The sequence below is a fragment of the Candidatus Pantoea persica genome, from assembly GCF_013753875.1.
Classification (GTDB): domain Bacteria; phylum Pseudomonadota; class Gammaproteobacteria; order Enterobacterales; family Enterobacteriaceae; genus Pantoea; species Pantoea persica.
Genome location: NZ_SMDS01000016.1, coordinates 289,986 through 308,837, shown reverse-complemented (window position 1 = coordinate 308,837; position 18,852 = coordinate 289,986). Strand labels below are relative to the sequence as shown.

The following is an 18,852-nucleotide window of genomic DNA, read 5'->3' as shown; positions in this document are numbered from 1 at the left end:
CCGTACGACGTAACAAGGTTAATTATGAGTGTGGTTAACTAGGCCTGGCGTCAGCGTTTTGGCGGCACGGCACGTCTCTATGGGCAGGATGCGCTGATGCGATTCGTGCAGGCGCACTTCTGCGTGATCGGCATTGGCAAAATTACGCTGATTGATATGGATGATGTCTGCATCACCAATACCAATCGGCAGATTCACGCCCTGAGCGGCAACGTCGGCCGGGCGAAAACCGAGGTGATGGCGGAGTGCCTGCGCGCCATCAATCCCGACTGCGAAGTCATCTGTATCGACGACTTCATTACGCCGGACAATACCGCTGAGCTGATGGCGGCGGGCTTCGACTATGTGATTGACTCTATCGACAGCGTTCGCCCCAAGGCGGCGCTGATCTCCTGGTGCCGCCGCAACAAGATCCCGCTGATTACCACCGGTGGCCAAGCTGCGCGAGCGGCTGAAGGCGCTGGGCGTGGTGAAAAACAGCAAGGGCAAGCTGGGCATCGACTGCGTTTTCTCTACCGAAGCGCTGATGTATCCGCAGCCGGACGGCAGCGTTTGCGCCGCGCGCAGCACCGCCGAAGGGCCCAAAAGAATGGACTGCGAGACGGGATTCGGCGCGGCCACTATGGTAACCGCGACCTTTGGCTTTGTCGCTGTCTCACACGCGCTGAAGAAGTTTCTGGCGTGTGCGACGCGTCAGGCGGCGTAAGTTCAGGGCTGCGCCGCGCGCGGCTTGCTGAACCACGCCCGCCACGTTCGGCGTGCCGGCCTAAAACCGCCAGGGCACCGGCTGCGGCGTAAAGCCGCTGAAATCCACCTGCGTCAGCATCTTGCCACCGCCCTGCTACGGCGTCATCTCCTCCAGCAGCGCCGCTTTGCCGTAGAGCGCGCCGATGCCAGTCGGTTCATAGAGCTTATGCGCCGAGAAGGCGTAAAAATCGATATCCATCGCCTGCACGTCGGGCGGGTAGTGCGCTACGCCCTGCGCGCCGTCAACCATCACCTTTGCGCCGACGGCGTGTGCCAGCGCGATAGCCTGGGACAGATCGGGGCAGCCCCCGGTGACGTTGGACATCTGCCCCATGGCCAGCAGGCGGGGGCGCGCGTTAAGCAGCGACGGCAGCTGGGCAATATCGGGCAGGCGATCCTCGCCAATCGGCCACTTCACCACTCTGGCGCCGCGCGCCTGCGCCACCATCAGCCAGGGCACCAGATTGGCATGGTGTTCCGCCTCGCTGACGACAATCTCGTCGCCCGCCTTCAGGCGCGGCAGCAGCCAGCCGTTAGCGACAAGGTTGATCGCCTCCGTGTGCCGCGCGTCCAGACGATCTGCTGGCCGTGAGGCGCATTGAGCAGCCGAGCCACCTGATGCCGCGCCCGCTCATAGCGCTCGGTCAGCTGGCGCGCCGCGGCGTACTGGCTACGGTGCACGGTGCCGGCGCTGTCGAGGTAGACGCCGGCGTCGTTCAGCGCCGGAAACTGCTGGCGGAACAGCGTAGGGTTAAATGCGGTCATGCGTGGCTCTTCATGCTGACAAATAGGCCCAGATCAAAAGCCTGACTCTCTTCTGGCAAAGCTGTAAAAGCGCATTATGCATGATTAATGCAAGGTTTAAACCAAAACCCGCATTAGGAGCAACCCTCTTTAGTCGATTTGACTACCGGTTAGCTGCAGTGGGGAGGTTTGAGGCAATCAATCTGCAAGGAGATAGAAAATGAAAAAACTTTTCGCAGTGCTGGCTATCTGCACTTTGGCTTTTACTCTGGCCGCGTGTTCCAGCAATTATGTTATGCATACCAACGACGGTCGCACCATAGTTTCTGAAGGCAAGCCGACGGTAGACGATGACACCTGTATGATCAGCTATAAAGACGCTAACGGCAACAAGCAACAGATCAACCGCTCTGACGTTAAAGAGATGGTGGAAATGCAGTAAGCGATTTCGCGCATATTGCAGGCAAGAAAAAGCACCGCAATTTGCGGTGCTATTCAAAATCACTATGGACAGACAGGGTAAATCTACAGGAATTAAAAGCTTGATCTGCAATCGTCAGATCAATATGCAAACACAACATTACGACCACAATCCAAAAGCTTTCCGGAAGTCTGCGAACTCACTCACAAATCCTGAAATCTTTTCGTTCCGGCTCAGGAAGTGCCGCAACTATATGTATTTGCTGGAGTTTACTCAACGGACAATTTATAATTTATAATGCCTCGGATTACTAAAACTAATATATGACCGCTTGTTATAAGCGTACGTGTTTTGCCTCCGATTCAAGCATCAATAACCATGTCAAAAAACCTGCCTCCACTTAATGCACTCCGCGTGTTTGACGCTGCGGCGCGCCATCTTAGCTTCACTAAAGCGGCTGAAGAGCCGTTTGTCACTCAGGCGGCCGTAAGCCATCAGATAAAATCTCTGGAAGATTTTCTAGGGGTAAAGCTGTTTCGCCGGAGGAATCGTTCGCTTTTGCTGACGGAAGAGGGGCAAAGCTACTATCTCGATATCAAAGAGATTTTCACCGCCCTCAACGACGCGACGCGCAAGCTGCAGGCGCGTAGCGCGAAAGGCGCACTGACCTGCTGCCCAGCTTCGCTATTCATTGGCTGGTGCCGCGCCTCTCCAGCTTTAATATGGCTTATCCGGGCATCGGCGTGCGCATTCAGGCGGTAGACCGCGATGAGGAGAAGCTGGCTGATGATGTGGACGTGGCTATCTTCTACGGCCGCGGCAACTGGCCAGGGCTGCGGGTAGAAAAACTCTATGCCGAGTATCTGCTGCCGGTCTGTTCGCCGGCGCTAATGGCCGGCGATAACCCATTGAAAGAGCCGGAAGATCTGGCGCGCTTTACCCTGCTGCACGACGCCTCGCGCCGCGACTGGTAATCCTATATTCGTCAGCTAGGCTTGCAGCACATTAATGTGCAGCAGGGGCCAATATTCAGCCACAGCGCCATGGTGCTGCAGGTCGCCATCCACGGTCAGGGCGTGGCGCTGGCGAACAACGTGATGGCGCAGCGTGAGATCGAAGCTGGCCGGCTGATTTGCCCGTTCAACGACGTATTAGTCAGTAAAAATGCTTTTTATCTGGTTTGTCATGACAGCCAGGAAGATCTAGGTAAAATAGCCGCCTTTCGACAGTGGATGCTGGCGAAGGCCGTGAGCGAACAAGAAAAATTTCGCTTTCGCTACGACCACTAAATTATTGATTTCTGTACAGTGAAGTACAGATGCACCTTGAGGATAGTCCGATGTCCAGTCGCGCCATGTTTATCTTTGCCGCCATCAGCGGATTTTTGCTGGTGGCCTTTGGCGCTTTCGGCGCCCACGTGCTCAGCTGTTCGCTTAGCCCGGCGGAAATGGCCTGGATCCATACCGGCCTAGAGTATCAAGCCTACCATACGCTGGCGGTTATCGGCTTAGGCGCCGCGATGTTGCGCCGCGCCAACCTCTGGTTTTACTGGAGCAGCGCCTTTCTCGCCCTCGGCATCGTGCTGTTTAGCGGCAGCCTCTATTCGTTGGCGCTGTCGCATCTGAAGTTTTGGGTTTTTGTTACGCCGGTTGGGGGGCTTTGCTTCCTGGTCGGCTGGTTCCTGATGTTGATTGGCGCGCTGCGTCTGAAACGAAAGGCAGATCGCCATGAATAAAGTTTTACTCTATTGTCGTCCCTCTTTTGAAAAAGAGTGTGCGGAGGAAATCACCGCGAAAGCGGCCGAGCGCGAAATCTACGGCTTCCCGCGCGTCAAGGAGAACAGCGGCTACGTGCTGTTTGAGTGCTACCAGCATGAAGATGCCGATCGCCTGATGCGCGATTTGCCGTTCGACACGCTGGTTTTTGCCCGCTAGATGCTGGTTGTGGGCGAGCTGCTGAAAGATCTGCCGCCGGAGGATCGCATTACGCCGATCGTCGGCATGCTGACCGGCGTGGTGGAGAAGGGCGGCGAGCTGCGCGTTGAGGTGCCGGATACCAACGACGCGAAAGAGCTGACCAAATTTTGCCGCAAGTTTACCGTGCCGCTGCGCGCCAGCCTGTGCGAGGCGGGCATCCTGCTCAACATGAGAGCCCGGAGCGCCCCGTGGTGCACGTTTTCTTTATCGCGCCGGGCGCCTGCTACGTCGGCTACTCCTTCGTCGGCAACAACTCGCCGTTCTATATGGGCATTCCGCGCCTGAAGTTTCCGGCCGACGCGCCGAGCCGCTCAATGCTGAAGCTGGAAGAGGCGTTCCACGTCTTTATTCCCGCCGATGAATGGGATGAGCGCCTCGCGGGTGGCATGCACGCGGTCGATCTCGGCGCCTGCCCGGGCGGCTAGACCTATCTGCTGGTGAAGCGCAGCATGTGGGTGTACGCCGTGAACAACGGCGCCGATGGCGCCGAGCCTGATGGATACCGGGCAGGTCACCCACTGCCGCGAGGACGGCTTCAAGTTTCGTCCAACGAGCCATAACAACGACTGGCTGGTGTGCGACATGGTGGAGAAGCCGGTGCGCGTCGCCAACCTGATGACCGAATGAATGGCTGTTGAATGGCTGGTGCCGCGAAGCGATCTTCAACCTCAAGCTGCCGATGAAAAAGCGCTATGAAGAGGTGACGCAGAACCTAGCGATTATGGACGAGGCGCTCAAGGCGCAGGGCATCAACGCGCAGATCCGCGCGCGTCAGCTCTATCACGATTGCGAAGAGGTCACCATGCAAATCCGCCGCATCTGGGGCGCGATTCCAGGCCGCCGCGACGAGCGTTAATCCGCCGGTCAGACGTTACTGCGACGCCTGGCCCGTATAGTGCAGGGTTGTCAGGTTGCCCCGCAGCGTCAGGTCCTGCTTCAGCGTCGAGACTTGGCGGCTGACCAGGGCCGACGCTTCTCCCGCCACCAGTTTGGCGCGCCATTTCTCCGGCACTTCCTCCAGCCGCGCATAGCTCGCCTCCAGCAAGCCGAAGCTTTGCAGCAGTGTTTTCGCACTTTTCGGGCCAATACCCGGCACGCCGGGAATTTTGCTGCTGCTGACGCCGTACAGTCCCCAGTAATCCGGCAGCCGCTCCGGCGCGACGCCAAATTTACCGTCGATAAAGGGCAGATCAAGCCAGCGTTTTTGACAGTAGTCGCGAATACGGATCTGCGGCGCCAGCAGCTGGTAGTAACCTTTATCGGTGGAGACGATGGTCGCCTGGTGGCCCGCCTGCGTCATTTTCACGGCGAGCGTGGCCGCCAGATCGTCCGCCTCATTCGCTTCCGCCGTCCAGCAGCTGACGCCGATGCGGCGGAGCGCCTCCTGCAGCGCAGGCAGTTCCGCCTGCAGATCCTCCGGCATCGGCGGACGGCCGCTTTTATAGTCGGGCAACAGTTCATGACGGCAGCCCTGATGCCGCCTGTCGCTGTCGAACACCGCCACCGAATGGGTCGGCTGCGTGTGGCCCAGCAGCTGGCGCAGCGCTGCGACGCAGCCCTCGACACAGGGCGAACCCTGCACCGCATGCAGACGACGGATCAGATTAAGGGCGTCAACGATAAGAAGATGAAGTGACATAAGGTAAACGGCAGCCCGTGCGGGCCGCCTTCCTTGCGGTTATTTAACGATTTCGTAGCAAGGGGATATAGGCGGTGCCCGGCAGCTTCATGCGGTGCTGGGCGACGAATCCCTGCAGCAGCTCATCCATGCGACGCATAGTGTCCGCTTCGCCATGCAGCTTATAGGGTCCCTTTTCACGGATTTCGCGGATGCCGATCTCCTTGACGTTTCCGGCGACGATGCCGGAGAAGGCGCGGCGTAGATCGCCGCCAGCTGATCCGCCGGCTGGCTGGTGTAAAGGTTGAGGTTGGCCATTTTCTCATGGGGCGGCAAGAAGGGTCTCTGCAGATCGGACGAGATGCGGATCGACCAGTTGAAGCTGTAGGCGTCGCCCGTTTCGCGGCGGTACTCTTTGACCTGCGGCATCGCTTTTTTCATCAGGCGCGTCACTTCGGCAGCGTCGTCGATGATGATCTGATAGTGTTTGCGCACCGCTTCGCCCAGCATATTGACGATAAAGTCGTCCAGCACGTGGAAATAGTCGGCGCTCTCTTTCGGGCCGGTGAGGATCAGCTGCAGCACCTGATCCTGGTTCTGCGGGTTCATCATGATCCCCAGCAGATAGAGCAGATCTTCCGCCGTGCCCACGCCGCCTGGGAAGATAATGATGCCGTGGGCGATGCGCGCAAAGGCTTCGAGGCGCTTTTCAATATCCGGCGTGATTATGAGCTCGTTCACCAGCGGATTCGGCGGCTCCGCGGCGATAATCGACGGCTCGGTAAGACCGATAAAACGGCTGTCGCGGTAGCGCTGTTGCGTATGGCCCACCGCCGCGCTCTTCATCGGCGCTTCCATCACACCGGGGCCACAGCCGGTACAAATGTTCAGCTCGCGCAGCCCCAGCTGGGTGCCGACGTTGCGGCAGTACTGATACTCCACGGCGTTCATGGAGTGGCCGCCCCAGCACACCACGGTATTGGGAAACTGGCCGACGTGCAGCGCGCGGGCGTTGCGCAGGATCGAGAACACCTGGTTGGTAATATGTGCTGAATCTTCCGGCGCCGCCTCTTCCAGACCGGCAATAGAGAGCTGTCGTTAACAAAGAGGATGTCGCGTAGCACGGCAAACAGGTTGGTCTGCAGCGAGCGGATAATGCGGCCGTCAACAAAGGCCTCTTCCGGCGGATTGATTAGCTCAAGTTTAACGCCGCGCTCGCGGCGCAGCACGTTGATATCGAAATTTTCGAAGCGGGAGAGCAGTTCGTGGCTGCTGTCGGTCTGGCTGCCGGAGTTAATCACGGCGAGCGAGCAATTACGGAACAGCTAGTAAAGGTCACTGCTTGCCGTACGCTTGAGCATGTCCACTTCCAGCTGAGAAACAGATCCATCTAGCCAAGTGGGCTGATATGCGTAATCAAATGAACTCCTTTACACCCGCCTGGGTGACTGATGGCACCGCCGTTGCGGTGGCGATAATCCCTGGTCGGCGATCCTCCGACCGCCGCCTGCACCAGAGTAGCCTTGTCGACCGTTAACGCTCAAGGGAAACGCGCCGCCCGAGCGCAGGCTGTGAGAGGCCTCGCAAAGCTACTGACGCGCTAGACGAGAGAAGCCCGGCGTGAAGGGCACATTGCTGCGCCACGGATTGATGTCCAGCCCGCCGCGTCGGGTATAGCGCGCATAGACCGTCAGCTTTTCCGGCTGGCAGAAGCGCATCACATCGTTAAAGATGCGCTCCACGCACTGCTCGTGAAATTCGTTGTGCTGGCGGAAGGAGATCAGGTAGCGCAGGAGCGCCTCGCGATCGATGCGCGCGCCTTTATAGCGGATCATCACCGAACCCCAGTCGGGCTGATGGGTGATCAGACAGTTGGATTTCAGCAGATGGCTGACCAGCGTCTCCTCGACCACGTCGCCGCTCGCCGCGCTGGCGAGATAGTCGGCGTTGAAGCGGTAGTCGTCGATCTCGATATCCTGCTCGTCGATGCAGTAGCCGCTAAACTGGCCGACAGGCTGGCCTTCTATCTCGCTCTGGCGAAACAGCGCCACGCTGACGTCGCCCTGCGCGCAGGCACCAAGGTCGCGCTCCAGCGTCTGGCGCACCTCGCCCCACTCGGCGAAGCGCGTCTGGTTAAAGCTGTTAAGATAGAGCTTAAAGCTTTTCGACTCGATCAGGTTGTCGCTGGTCGCGTTCAGCACTACCTCGCCTAGCGCCACCTGCGGCACGCCCTTGCTGTTGAGCCAGGAAAGCTCGTAAAGCGTCCAGATATCCGCGCCGGTAAACGGCAGCGCGTCGGACGTCAGGCCGAGCGGCGTGCGGTTCAGGCTGCGCGGCACCGCCTGCAGCAGACTGGGGTCATAGCGATCGTGATAGGCTGTAGGTTTGCCCAGGGTCAGGTTGCTCAGCGGCTGATCCTTTTCATATAAAGGCATAGCGGTTACTCGTAAAACAAGACAAAGTAGATAAGTGTAACCCATCAGACGTGAGAAAAAGAGTCATGCAACGAGCTGCCGACGCCCTGTTCGAATTTACCACCCGCTATTGCGCCGCCTGGCAACAGCACACCGGCCACGCCCCGGCCAGCCAGGCACTTGCTGGTGTGCCTTCCCCCTGCATGGTCGCCACGCAGCGCGACGAAGTGTGGTGGCTGCCGCAGCCGTTCAGCCTGCCTGCCACGCTGGAGGCCATTAAGCGCGCACTGGATATCCAGCTTCAGGCCGATATCACCGCCTTTTACACTACACAGTTTGCCGGCGATATGACGGCGCGCTTTGTGCAGCGTGAGCTGTCGCTGCTGCAGGTATGGAGCGAAGAGGATTTTTTGCGCCTGCAGGAGAACCTGATCGGCCATCTGGTGATGAAGCGTCGCCTGAAACAGACGCCGACGCTGTTTATCGCCACCACCGACTTGGAGCAGGAGATCGTGTCCTTCTGCAACCTGACGGGCGAAATTATTCTTGAACAGCCTGGCAGCAAAAAGCGTGAGACTTTTGCGGAAAATATTCAGATATTTCTTAGGAATTTACAACCGGTTATCGGGGGAGTTGCAGAGATTGGATGAGTGATATGTGAGATATCTCTTATAATACGTGTGAGATATTAGCAATTTCCACAGTAAGCCTTCCAGACGGCTTAAATGTAAAAATATTGTGAATCATTAACTTAATGGCATTATTCCTAATTTTAATCTTTGGATACAGAGCTTGACGTTTTTAGTACCTTGTTTATTCAACGGCGTCTGCCAGAATAGCCAACATTGGTAGGAAGCCAGAGGATTTGAAGATAGCGTCTGGAGACGTCATACCAGGAGGTGGGACCGTAACAGAGCTTACGTCACACAGAAGGCTTCAGGATAAAGCAGGACACTCAGGAAAGAGTCAGGGACACCTCTTCTAGGAAGGAGACGCACATTATGCGTGGCGGGCCAGGAAGCCAAAGGAAAAATCAGGACGATTTGCGCAGGATGGCGCGCAGGAAAAGTTGTCATGGAAGAGCAGGGGGCATCAGCGTAGCGGGAATGCTGCAAACGAACCGGGAGCACTGTTTTAACAGTGCTCTTTTTTTGCGCGCGCGCCCGGCGATGGTATGCTTGCCGCCCACATTTATCTCTCGCGAGGGCGGCCCATGACCCCTTTAGTATCAGAACAGCTGACGCAGCTCGAAACGCTGCTACGCGAGCATCAGCACTGGCAGGAGACGCCGCTGTCGGCCAGCGCCCTTGGCCAGCAAGCCAGCCTTTCTGTCTGGACACGCTGGAGCCGCTGGAGTGGCTGCAGTGGATTTTAATCCCGCGCCTGCGGGCGCTTATCGCCGCGCAGCAGCCGCTGCCGCAAAACTTCGCTATTGCGCCCTATTGTGAAGTCGCACTGTGGCCGCCGCCACGCCGGGCCATGCGTCGATTCTGCGCAGCCTGAGCCAGCTAGACGCGCTGTTTACGGACGATCCCGCCTGATGCTAGAGATTATCTATCAAGATGAATAGCTGGTGGCGGTGAACAAACCCGCCGGCTGGCTGGTGCACTGCAGCTGGCTGGATCGCAAAGAGAAGGTGGTGGTGATGCAGACCGTGCGCGACCAGATCGGCCAGCACGTCTTCACCGCCCATCGCCTAGATCGCCCGACCTCGGGCGTGCTGCTGATGGGCCTGTCCAGCGAGGCGGGGCGCCGCCTGGCGCAGCAGTTCGAGCAGCATCAGATGCAGAAAACCTACCACGCGGTGGTGCGCGACTGGCTGCAGGAAGGCGGCATGCTTGACTATCTGCTGGTGGAGGAGCTGGACAAGATCGCCGACAAGTTCGCCATGGAAACGCGCACGGCGAAGCCGGCGGTGACGGACTATCAGGCGCTCGTCTGGGCAGAGATGGCGGTGGCGATTGGCCGCTACCCGAGCGCGCGCTACAGGCCTGATGCAAGCTCTCTCCCCGCATCGGCCGCAAGCATCAGCTGCGCCGTCATATGGCGCACCTGCGCCACCCGATGATCGGCGACACCACCCATGGCGATCTGCGGCAAAACCGCGGTGCAGCATTTCGGTGCCGACCGGCTGATGCTGCACGCTAGCAGCCTGGCGCTGACGCACCCCTTTACCGGCGAGCCGCTGATTATCCGCGCCGGGCTAGACAGGGTGTGGCAGCAGCTGGCACAGTAGTTTGGCTGGCAGGAGGCGCTGCTTGCCGCAGGACTTGAGTTTGCCGACGCGGCAAGCGAGGAGAGCCTTACCGTTTAAGGAGCAGGCATATGGCGAAGATTGGTATTTTTGTAGGCACGGTATACGGTAACGCGCTGCTGGTGGCGGAAGAGGCGCAGCCGCTTCTGCAGGCGCAGGGGCATGAGGTCGCGGTATTTAACGATGCCACGCTGGCGCAGTGGCAGCCCTACAGCAGCGAGGTGGCGCTGATCGGCACCTCCACTATCGGGCAGGGCGATTTTCCCGACAGCATCACCGGTCTCTATCAGGATGTGAAGGATAAGCTGGGCCACCAGCCGGCGCTGCGCTACGGCGTTATCGCGCTGGGCGACAGCAGCTATGACCACTTCTGCGGCGCGGGCAAAACCTTCGACGCTCTGCTGCAGGAGCATGGCGCGCAGCGCACAGTCAGGTCACCGGTACCGGATTGAACACCACCAGCTGGTTGCGGCTCCCCCAGCGGTCGGACCAGGTTTGCTGCTGACCGCTGGCGATCGCCAGAATCAGTTTGAAAAGCCGCCAGTCCACCTCTTCGATCGTCTCCTCGCCCGTGGCGATAGCGCCCGTGTTGATATCTATCAAATCATGCCAGCGCTCCGCCAGCGCGTTGCGCGTTGCCATCTTAATCACCAGGATCGCCGCCAGGCCGTAGTAGGGGGTACCGCGTCCGGTGGTAAACACCTGCAGGGTAATGCCGGACGCCATCTGCTGCGTGCCGCAGACGAAGTCGCTGGCGGGCGTGGCGGCGTAGATCAGTCCGCGTTGCGTCGGACGCTGGCCTGGCGACAGCACTTCAACAATCTGGCGATGGAGCCAAGCGCTTTTTCCACCACGTTCGCCAGCCCGCCCTTTTTATTGCCGGGCGAGGGGTTGGCGCTGCGGTCGGTCTTGCCCTGATCGATATAGTCGTCATACCACGTCATCTCCTCCAGCAGCCGTTTGCCGACCGCTTCGTTGATAACGCGCGGCGTCAGCAGGTGAACGGCATCGCGCACTTCGGTCACCGCCGAAAACATCACCGTGGCGCCGCAGCGCACCAGTAGATCGGAGGCGAAGCCGACCGCCGGGTTGGCGGTTACGTCGGAAAAGGCGTTGCTGCCGCCGCACTGCATGCCGACGATCAGCTTGGAGGCGGGGCAGGTTTCGCGCTGGCGCTGATTCAGCCGTTCCAGATGCCTTTTCGCTAAGCTGAGGATTGACTCCACCATTGCGCCGAAGCCGATATGGCGCTCGTCCTGCAGGCGCACGATGTCGCCGTCGTCCAGCGAAATTGCCTGCACGTCGTCGGTGCCGGTCAGCAGACGCTCGGGCTGCAGCTTTTCACAGCCGAGGTTAACCACCATGATTTCGCCGCCGAAGTTGGCGTTCAGCGCCAGGTTGTGAATAGTGCGAATAGGTAACATGGCTGCGGGCGTGTTGATGGCGACGCCGCAGCCGTAAAGATGGTTCAGCGCCACCACGCCGTCGACGTTGGGATAGTGCGGAAGTAGCTCGCGTTCGATCATCTGCACCACATAGTCCACCACGCCCGCCACGCAGTGCACGCTGGTGGTAATGCCGAGCAGGTTGCGCGTGCCGACGCTGCCGTCCGCATTGCGGTAGCCTTCGAAGGTATACCCCTCCAGCGGCGGCAGCGGCGCGTCGGGCAGCGCCACCAGCGACTCCTCAATCCAGCTGCCATGCGGGATATCGCGCAGCGCATAGCCGATCACTTCGTCGTAGTGGCGGATCGCGGCGCCGGCGGGAATAGCCTCCAGCGCCGTCTTATGGCCCTACGGCACATGCTCCGTCAGCGTCAGGCCGTCGGGAAATCTGGTGCCCGCCGGCAACCCCTGGTTGTTAATCACGATAGCGACGTTGTCATCTTCGTGGACTTTAATGTAGAGCGGCGGCTCATTCTGCATTCTGTTCATCGCTCACCTTTCTGCTTGCGCGCCGTACATGGCGGCGCGTGAAACGTCTGTCGGTTTGCCAGCTTCAGTATAAGGAGCACACCAGTGCGCCGCATTGTGCAACTGACCGGCATTCGCGCGGGATATCGCCTTTGGTTCGCTTTGCCCAAAGCAAGTGAAGAGTCTCACAAAGCCTCAGGTTATTGCTTATTTATTCATCATTAACGCCGCAAAAAACGGGTTCCGTGAAGCGCGCCGCAGTCTTCTGTGCAACTGCCATATATTTGCCGTTAATCGGGCGAAATTGTCAGGCGTTCATCCAGTGTCACCGCTTTTCGTCATTCCTTTATGGGCTGGCTGGTGGCTGAGGTAGGCTGGGCGCACGTTTTCTGGTTTATGGGCGGCCTCGGCATCATTCTCAGCTTTATCTGGCTGAAGGTGATCCACGATCCCAACGAACATCCCGGCGTGAACAAAGCAGAGCTGGAGTATATGGAGCAGGGCGGCGCGCTGATCAACATAGACGCCAAAAAGGCCGAGCGCAAAGTGAGCTGGGATGAGAAGTGGTTTCAGATCAAGCAGCTGCTCTCGACGCGCATGATGTAGGGCATCTATCTCGGGCAGTACTGCGTCAATGTGCTGACCTACTTCTTTATCACCTGTTTCCAGTCTATCTGGTGCAGGCGAGCGGCATATCGATCCTCAAGGCGGGCATGATCGCCTCGATCCCGGCGATCTGCGGCTTCCTCGGCGGCGTCATCTCCGACTACCTGATGCGCAAAACCCCTATCGTGCTCGGCATGCTGCTCTCCATCAGCATGGTGATGTGCAACTACACCGAAACCGAACGGGTGGTGGTGCTGTTTATGGTGCTGGCCTTCTTCGGTAAAGGCATCGGCGTGCTGGGCTGGGCGGTGATGGCGGATACCGCGCCAAAAGAGATCAGCGGCCTGATCGGCGGCCTGTTCAATATGTTCGGCAACTTCTCCGGCATCGTCACGCCGATCGCTATCGGCCACATCATCGCCACCAGCGGTTCGTTTGAAGGCGCTCTGATCTATGTCGGCATCCACGCCTTCGTCGCCGCATTCAGTTTCCTGGTGATTACCGGCGATATCAAACGTGTCGAACTGAAACCCCGGACATAAGGAGGGAGTATGAATACGCAGAGTACGCTGATAATCACTGAGATGCCGGTGATCCCGGTCGCCGGTTACGACAGCATGCTGCTGAATATCGGCGGCGCGCACAGTGCTTGTTTCACCCGCAATATCGTGGTGCTGACCAACAGCACGGGTCATACCGGCGTCGGCGAGGCGCCGGGCGGCGAGACCATTTATCAGACGCTGGTGGCGGCGATCCCACAGGTAAAAGGCCAGCAGGTGGCGCGCATGAACTGGTTGGCGCAGCAGGTACAAAAAGGCAACCAGACGGCGGATTTCGACACCTTCGGCAAAGTCGCCTGGGCATTTGAGCTGCGCGTTAACGCCGTTGCCGCGCTGGAGGCGGCGCTGCTCGATTTGCTCGGCCAGTGCCTTGGCGTGCCGGTGGCGGAGCTGCTTGGTACCGGCCAGCAGCGCGACGAGGTAACGGTGCTCGGCTTATCTGTTCTATATCGAAGCGGTCATGGCGCTGGCGCAGCGCTTTCCCGAGGCACGCATTACCTTTGATCCCAACGGCGCCTGGTCGCTTAACGAGGCGATCCTGCTTGGCAAGCAGCTGAAAGGGGGGGGGCTGGCCTACGCGGAAGATCCGTGCGGCACAGAGCAGGGCTACTCCGGCCGCGAGGTGATGGCGGAGTTCCGCCGCGCCACCGGGCTGCCTACCGCCACCAATATGATCGCCACCGACTGGCGTCAGATGGACTACACGCTGTCGCTGCAGTCGGTGGATATTCCGCTGGCGGACCCGCACTTCTGGACCATGCAGGGATTGGTGCGCGTGGCGCAGATGTGCCACGACTTCGGCCTCACCTGGGGCTCGCACTCCAATAACTACTTCGACGTCTCGCTGGCGATGTTTACCCACGTCGCGGCCGCCGCGCCGGGCGCCATAACTGCCATCGATACCCACTGGATCTGGCAGGAGGGCAACCAGCTCCTGACCAAAGAGCCGCTGCAGATCAAAGGCGGCATGGTGCTGGTGCCGCAGAAGCCGGGCCTCGGCGTGGAGCTGGATATGGATCAGGTGATGCAGGCCAACGCGCTCTATCAAAAACACGGCCTGGGTGCGCGCGACGATGCGCAGGCGATGCAGTTCCTCGTGCCCAACTGGACCTTCGACAACAAGCGTCCATGCCTGGTGCGCTAACCTTTTGGCTCCCTGCGGGGAGCCGTTGTCACAGGAGAAGAGATTATGAGTAACGCAGCCTAGCCGAACGCGTTTCGCCGTCGCCTGCTGGCAGGAGAGACCCTGATCGGCAGCTGGTGCGCGCTGGCAAACCCCCTGACCACCGAAGTGCTCGGCCTCGCCGGCTTCAACAGGCTGGTGCTGGACGGCGAACACGCACCCAACGACATCACCACCTTTAGTGTCGCAGCTGACGGCGCTGAAAGGCAGCGTCAGCGCGCCGGTGGTGCGGCCGCCGTGCAACGAGCTAGTGATTATCAAGCGCCTGCTGGATATCGGCTTTTACAACTTTCTCATCCCGTTAGTGGAAACCGAAGAGAAGGCGCTGCGCGCCGTGGCCTCGACGCGCTATCCACCTGCAGGCATCCGCGGCGTCTCGGTGTTGCACCGAGGCAATATGTACGGCACGCTGCCGGATTACAACGCCACGGTAAACGACAACATCACGCTGCTGGTGCAGATTGAAACGCAGCAGGCGGTGGACAACATCGACGCTATCGCGGCGGTTGACGGGGGTGATGGCATTTTCGTCAGACCGGGCGATCTCTCCGCCGCGCTGGGCTATCTTGGCCAGCCTGCGCACCCGGGAGTGCTGAAGGTGATTAAGCATATTTTTGAGCGCGCCAAAGCTGCGGGCAAGCCGAGCGGCATTCTCGCGCCGGTGGAAGCGGACGCGCGTCGCTATCTGGAGTAGGGCGTCAGCTTCGTTGCGGTAGGCAGCGATTTAGGCGTATTCCGCAACGCCACCCAGGCGCCGTGCGACAAATTTAAGAAGTAACTGACAGAGAGGGAAGGCAATGAAAATTGGATTTATCGGCCAGGGCAGCGCCGACCACAGCACGCTCGCCTGCTATTATGAAAAGTTAGCGAAAGTTGAGATCACCCGTTAACGCCTTGCGGCGGTCCGGCGCGGCCGCCGTAGCGCGTCATCAAGGATGGTGAATCGTCCAACCACAGCGCTTGGATCCCCTATGAAAATCGTAATCGCACCGGATTAATACTAAGAGAGTTTATCCGCCCTTGGCGTGGCATCAGCGATTGAAACGGGCTTCCGTGAGATCTTTCTTTATGCTACATGCGTAAAAATACCGGTTGCCGACGGTGGCGAGGGCACGGTTGAGGCGATGGTGGCGACAAAAGGAAGTATCGTTAACCTGCGCGTCAGCGGGCCGCCCGACGCCTTTTACGGCCTATCTGGCGACGCGTGCACCGCCTTTATCGAGATGGTGGCCGCCAGCGGGCTAGAGCTGGTGCCCACCGGCCAGCGCGCTCCCCTGACGACAACCTCTTTTGGCACCGGCGAGCTGATTCAGAGCGTGCTGGACAAGGGGGTCGAACATATCATTATCGGCATCGGCGGCAACGCCACCAACGACGGCGGCGCGGGCATGATGCAGGCGCTGGGCGCGCTGCTGCTGCTGCTGCTGGCGCAGATCGATATCAGCGCACTGGACTCGCGCGTGCGGCAGTGCCGCTTCAAGGTCGCCTGCGACGTGACCAACCCGCTGACCGGCCGCGACGGCGCTTCGGCGATTTTCGGCCCGCAAAAGGGAGCGACGCCGGAGCTGGTGGCGCAGCTGGATCGCGCGCTGGCCCACTACGCGGCGATTATTCAGCGCGATCTTGATATTGACGTGCTGCATATTCCCGGCGGCGGGCGGCATGGGCGCGGCGCTGCACGCCTTCTGCCAGGCGGATCTGCGACGCGGCATCGAGCTCGTCACCGAGGCGCTGGGGCTGGCGGAGCCGGTCAAAGACGCCTCGCTGGTGATCACCGGCGAGGGGCGCATCGACAGCCAGACCATCAACGGTAAGGTGCCGATTGGCGTCGCGCAGGTCGCGCAGCAGTTTAATAAGCCGGTTATCGGCATCGCGGGCAGCCTGACGGCGGACGTCGGCATCGGTGCATCAGCACGGCCTGGACGCGGTATTCAGCATGCTGTACAGCATCTGTACTCTGGAAGAGGCGCAGAGAAATGCGGAGACGAATTTACGGCTGGCCGCCAGGAATATCGCGGCCACGCTGAAGCTAGGCGGCGCGCTGCGCTAGCAAAAAAGCGGCCTCTGTTTACCGCAGAGAAGGCGATTCGCCAGTTGTTTTATGCGGGAGCGACAGGCAGCGATAAAAAAACCAGGCCGGAGCCTGGTTTTTTATGCAAAGAGGCTTACTTAGCCGGAATCGCATTCAGCAGAGTGGTGAGCAGCTTCCAGTAGAGGCCAACGCTCTCGATATGCACCTGCTCGTCCGGCGAGTGCGGACCGGTGATGGTCGGGCCGATAGAGACCATATCCATATTTGGGTAGGGTTTCTTGAACAGGCCGCACTCGAGACCGGCGTGGATCACCTGGATGTTCGGCGTCTTGTCGAACAGCGCGATATAGGTCTGACGGGTCAGTGCCATAATCGGCGAGTTGGCGTCAGGCTGCCAGCCCGGATAGCCGCCTTTGGGTTTCGTCTGCGCGCCTGCCAGCTGGCCGAGCGAGGTCAACATCTGCACCACGTAGTCGCGGCCGGTGTCGATCAGTGAGCGGATCAGGCAGTTAATCTCCGCCTTGTCGTGCTCCATGGTCACCACGCCGACGTTGAGCGAGGTTTCCACCACGCCTTTCGCCACGTCTGAGTTGCGGATCACGCCGTTCGGCGTGCTGTTCAGCAGGTTCAGGAAGCGGTCGCGGCTCTCGGCGCTCAGCGCTTTGCCCTGATGCGCCAGCGGCTCAGTGGTGAAGTTGATATTTTTCTCTTTCACGCCATACTCGTTTTGCAGCGCCAGCAGGAAATGCGCCGCCGCCTTCAGCGCGTCGACCTTATGGCTCTCTACCGCCAGCGTGGCGAACGCCTCGCGCGGGATGGCGTTGCGCAGTGTGCCGCCGGCAAAGTCGATCAGGCGCAGGTCGAACTCAGCGGCGTGCGCGGCGAGGAAGCGCGCCAGCAGCTTGTTGGCGTTGCCGAGCCCCATATGGATGTCCGCGCCGGAGTGGCCGCCGCGCAGCCCTTTCAGCGTCAGCTTCAGCGTTTCAAAACCGGCAGGCACCGCTTCGCGCGTCAGCGGCAGGGTAGTGATAAAGTCGATGCCGCCCGCGCAGCCTATGTAGATCTCGCCTTCCTCTTCTGAGTCGGTATTGATCAGGATCTCCGCCTGGAGCCAGTTCGGCTGCAGGCCGAACGCGCCATCCATGCCGCTCTCTTCGGTCATGGTGAGCAGCACTTCCAGCGGGCCATGCGTCAGGCTGCTGTCGGCCAGCACCGCCAGCGCCGAGGCCATGCCGATGCCGTTGTCGGCGCCCAGCGTGGTGCCGCGCGCCTTCACCCATTCGCCGTCGATCCAGGGGTGAATCGGATCTTTGGTGAAGTCATGCACGGTGTCGTTGTTTTTCTGCGGCACCATATCGAGGTGCGCCTGCAGCGCCACCGGGATGCGGTTTTCCATGCCGGCGGTGGCCGGCTTGCGGATCAGGATATTGCCGACCGCGTCGCGCTCGACCCAGAAGCCCTGCTCCTGCGCCCAGCCGACGATGTAGCTGGCCAGCGCTTCTTCATGAAAAGAGGGATGCGGAATAGAGCAGATTTTGGCGAAGAGATCCCACAGCGGTTGGGGAGAAAGCTGAGACAATTCAGACACGACAGGTCTCCTGTGTCAGTGCGCCGGCCAGGCCGGTGTGCGCGAGTTTCCAGTAAGGGGTCGCCGTCAGCGGATCTGACGTGATGGGGCTGAGAATATCACTCTTTAATCGGCAGGTGCGTACTCAGGCGCGCTAAAAAGCCGCAACCGGACGCCTGGATGCTGGTTTTTAGCTCAGAGGATCCTTATAATCTCGCGCAACCTTTTTCCCGTTGCACATTTTTAAGCCGATTAGTTGGCTAGGATCGCTATTCATGAGTGAAAAATACGTCGTTACCTGGGACATGCTGCAGATTCATGCCCGTAAACTGGCTCAGCGCCTGCTTCCTGTTGAACAGTGGAAAGGCATCATCGCGGTCAGCCGCGGCGGCTTAGTGCCTGCCTCGCTGCTGGCGCGCGAGCTGGGCATCCGCTATGTCGATACCGTCTGCATCTCCAGCTATGACCACGATCACCAGCGCGAAATGAAAGTGCTGAAGCGCGCGGAAGGCGATGGCGAAGGCTTTATCGTAATTGACGACTTGGTGGACACCGGCGGCACCGCGCAGGCGATCCGCGAAATGTATCCCAAAGCGCACTTCGTCACTATTTTCGCCAAGCCGGCCGGTCGTCCGCTGGTGGATGACTACGTGGTGGATATCCCGCAGAACACCTGGATTGAGCAGCCGTGGGACATGGGCGTGATGTATATCCCGCCTATCGTGAAGGGCGCTTAATTCGCTACTTCTGACAACGCCTGGCCTGACGGACGTTGTGCTTTTCGGCGCACCAGACGCGCCGCGCCTCTCTCCGCGCC

At 59.6% G+C, this 18,852-nt stretch carries 13 protein-coding genes and 13 pseudogenes; 20 read left to right on the top strand and 6 right to left on the bottom strand.

Going from position 1 to position 18,852, the window contains the following annotated elements; genetic code table 11:
- Positions 1-42 precede the first annotated feature (42 nt).
- Positions 43-706: pseudogene (locus tag EIO60_RS06660) on the top strand (ThiF family adenylyltransferase); the annotation flags it as partial.
- A gap of 63 nt (positions 707-769) precedes the next feature.
- Here the strand turns inward: EIO60_RS06660 and EIO60_RS06655 are convergent.
- Positions 770-1,512: pseudogene (locus EIO60_RS06655) on the bottom strand (aminotransferase class V-fold PLP-dependent enzyme); the annotation flags it as partial.
- A 199-nt stretch (positions 1,513-1,711) separates the two neighbouring features.
- On the opposite strand from EIO60_RS06655, the gene EIO60_RS06650 reads away from it, so the two are divergent.
- The 8 genes and pseudogenes from EIO60_RS06650 to EIO60_RS16600 all read left to right on the top strand — a co-directional run bounded on the left by EIO60_RS06650 (position 1,712) and on the right by EIO60_RS16600 (position 4,744).
- Entirely contained in the window at positions 1,712-1,933 is a 222-nt protein-coding gene (locus tag EIO60_RS06650) for a YgdI/YgdR family lipoprotein (RefSeq protein ID WP_258576256.1), read from the top strand.
- A 357-nt stretch (positions 1,934-2,290) separates the two neighbouring features.
- Positions 2,291-3,201 (top strand): annotated as a pseudogene (locus EIO60_RS06645) (transcriptional regulator GcvA).
- 50 nt (positions 3,202-3,251) lie between these two features.
- The gene (locus EIO60_RS06640) at positions 3,252-3,647 is read left to right on the top strand and encodes a DUF423 domain-containing protein (protein WP_258576255.1); all 396 of its coding nucleotides are present in this window, start codon (positions 3,252-3,254) and stop codon (positions 3,645-3,647) included.
- Positions 3,640-3,846, top strand: a complete 207-nt coding sequence (locus EIO60_RS16620; protein WP_374058145.1) for a hypothetical protein — start codon at positions 3,640-3,642, stop codon at positions 3,844-3,846. Before EIO60_RS06640 ends, EIO60_RS16620 begins: the two co-directional genes overlap by 8 nt.
- Complete coding sequence (locus EIO60_RS16615; RefSeq protein ID WP_374058144.1) at positions 3,847-4,173, top strand: hypothetical protein; 327 nt, start codon at positions 3,847-3,849, stop codon at positions 4,171-4,173. It abuts the gene before it with no gap.
- Positions 4,155-4,313: a hypothetical protein gene (locus EIO60_RS16610; RefSeq protein ID WP_374058143.1), complete on the top strand. Its 159-nt coding sequence runs from the start codon at positions 4,155-4,157 to the stop codon at positions 4,311-4,313. The genes EIO60_RS16615 and EIO60_RS16610 overlap by 19 nt, the downstream gene beginning before the upstream one ends.
- A gap of 70 nt (positions 4,314-4,383) precedes the next feature.
- Positions 4,384-4,515: a hypothetical protein gene (locus EIO60_RS16605; RefSeq protein WP_374058141.1), complete on the top strand. Its 132-nt coding sequence runs from the start codon at positions 4,384-4,386 to the stop codon at positions 4,513-4,515.
- 7 nt (positions 4,516-4,522) lie between these two features.
- Positions 4,523-4,744 carry a hypothetical protein gene (locus EIO60_RS16600; protein WP_374058140.1) on the top strand — a complete coding sequence of 74 codons (222 nt, stop codon included), beginning with the start codon at positions 4,523-4,525 and terminating at the stop codon, positions 4,742-4,744.
- Positions 4,745-4,759: 15 nt separating this feature from the next.
- Here EIO60_RS16600 and xni read toward each other — a convergent pair whose 3' ends face one another.
- Positions 4,760-5,527, bottom strand: a complete 768-nt coding sequence (gene xni / locus EIO60_RS06630) for a flap endonuclease Xni (RefSeq protein ID WP_258576254.1) — start codon at positions 5,525-5,527, stop codon at positions 4,760-4,762.
- A 39-nt stretch (positions 5,528-5,566) separates the two neighbouring features.
- A pseudogene (gene ppnN, locus EIO60_RS06625) lies at positions 5,567-6,926 on the bottom strand (nucleotide 5'-monophosphate nucleosidase PpnN).
- Between ppnN and EIO60_RS06620 the strand changes: the two are divergent.
- Positions 6,915-7,043, top strand: coding sequence for a hypothetical protein (locus EIO60_RS06620; RefSeq protein ID WP_258576253.1), 129 nt, complete (start codon positions 6,915-6,917; stop codon positions 7,041-7,043). The pseudogene ppnN and the gene EIO60_RS06620 sit on opposite strands and share 12 nt — an antisense overlap.
- A gap of 52 nt (positions 7,044-7,095) precedes the next feature.
- On the opposite strand, the gene queF is transcribed toward EIO60_RS06620, so the two are convergent.
- Complete coding sequence (gene queF, locus EIO60_RS06615) at positions 7,096-7,941, bottom strand: NADPH-dependent 7-cyano-7-deazaguanine reductase QueF (protein WP_258576252.1); 846 nt, start codon at positions 7,939-7,941, stop codon at positions 7,096-7,098.
- A gap of 65 nt (positions 7,942-8,006) precedes the next feature.
- Between queF and syd the strand changes: the two genes are divergently transcribed.
- The 4 genes and pseudogenes from syd to EIO60_RS06595 form a co-directional block, all read left to right on the top strand.
- On the top strand, positions 8,007-8,570 hold the full coding sequence (gene syd, locus EIO60_RS06610) for a SecY-interacting protein (protein ID WP_258576251.1): 564 nt from the start codon (positions 8,007-8,009) through the stop codon (positions 8,568-8,570).
- 563 nt (positions 8,571-9,133) lie between these two features.
- Positions 9,134-9,461 (top strand): annotated as a pseudogene (locus tag EIO60_RS06605) (YqcC family protein).
- Positions 9,462-9,490: 29 nt separating this feature from the next.
- Positions 9,491-10,234, top strand: a pseudogene (gene truC / locus EIO60_RS06600) (tRNA pseudouridine(65) synthase TruC).
- A gap of 11 nt (positions 10,235-10,245) precedes the next feature.
- Positions 10,246-10,599, top strand: a pseudogene (locus EIO60_RS06595) (flavodoxin); the annotation flags it as partial.
- Between the two features lie 4 nt (positions 10,600-10,603).
- Here the strand turns inward: EIO60_RS06595 and garD are convergent.
- Positions 10,604-12,108, bottom strand: a pseudogene (garD, locus tag EIO60_RS06590) (galactarate dehydratase).
- Between the two features lie 327 nt (positions 12,109-12,435).
- On the opposite strand from garD, the pseudogene EIO60_RS06585 reads away from it, so the two are divergent.
- From EIO60_RS06585 to EIO60_RS06565, 5 pseudogenes are all read left to right on the top strand, one after another.
- Positions 12,436-13,235 (top strand): annotated as a pseudogene (locus EIO60_RS06585) (MFS transporter); the annotation flags it as partial.
- A 9-nt stretch (positions 13,236-13,244) separates the two neighbouring features.
- Positions 13,245-14,397, top strand: a pseudogene (locus EIO60_RS06580) (enolase C-terminal domain-like protein).
- An 84-nt stretch (positions 14,398-14,481) separates the two neighbouring features.
- Positions 14,482-15,214 (top strand): annotated as a pseudogene (garL, locus tag EIO60_RS06575) (2-dehydro-3-deoxyglucarate aldolase).
- 37 nt (positions 15,215-15,251) lie between these two features.
- A pseudogene (locus EIO60_RS06570) lies at positions 15,252-15,326 on the top strand (hypothetical protein); the annotation flags it as partial.
- Positions 15,327-15,461: 135 nt separating this feature from the next.
- Positions 15,462-16,486 (top strand): annotated as a pseudogene (locus EIO60_RS06565) (glycerate kinase).
- A gap of 115 nt (positions 16,487-16,601) precedes the next feature.
- Here the strand turns inward: EIO60_RS06565 and pepD are convergent.
- Positions 16,602-18,056: a beta-Ala-His dipeptidase gene (pepD, locus tag EIO60_RS06560; protein ID WP_258576249.1), complete on the bottom strand. Its 1,455-nt coding sequence runs from the start codon at positions 18,054-18,056 to the stop codon at positions 16,602-16,604.
- 254 nt (positions 18,057-18,310) lie between these two features.
- Here pepD and gpt point away from each other — a divergent pair, with 254 nt between their 5' ends.
- Positions 18,311-18,772, top strand: a complete 462-nt coding sequence (gene gpt, locus EIO60_RS06555; protein ID WP_258576248.1) for a xanthine phosphoribosyltransferase — start codon at positions 18,311-18,313, stop codon at positions 18,770-18,772.
- The last annotated feature ends 80 nt before the right edge of the window (positions 18,773-18,852 follow it).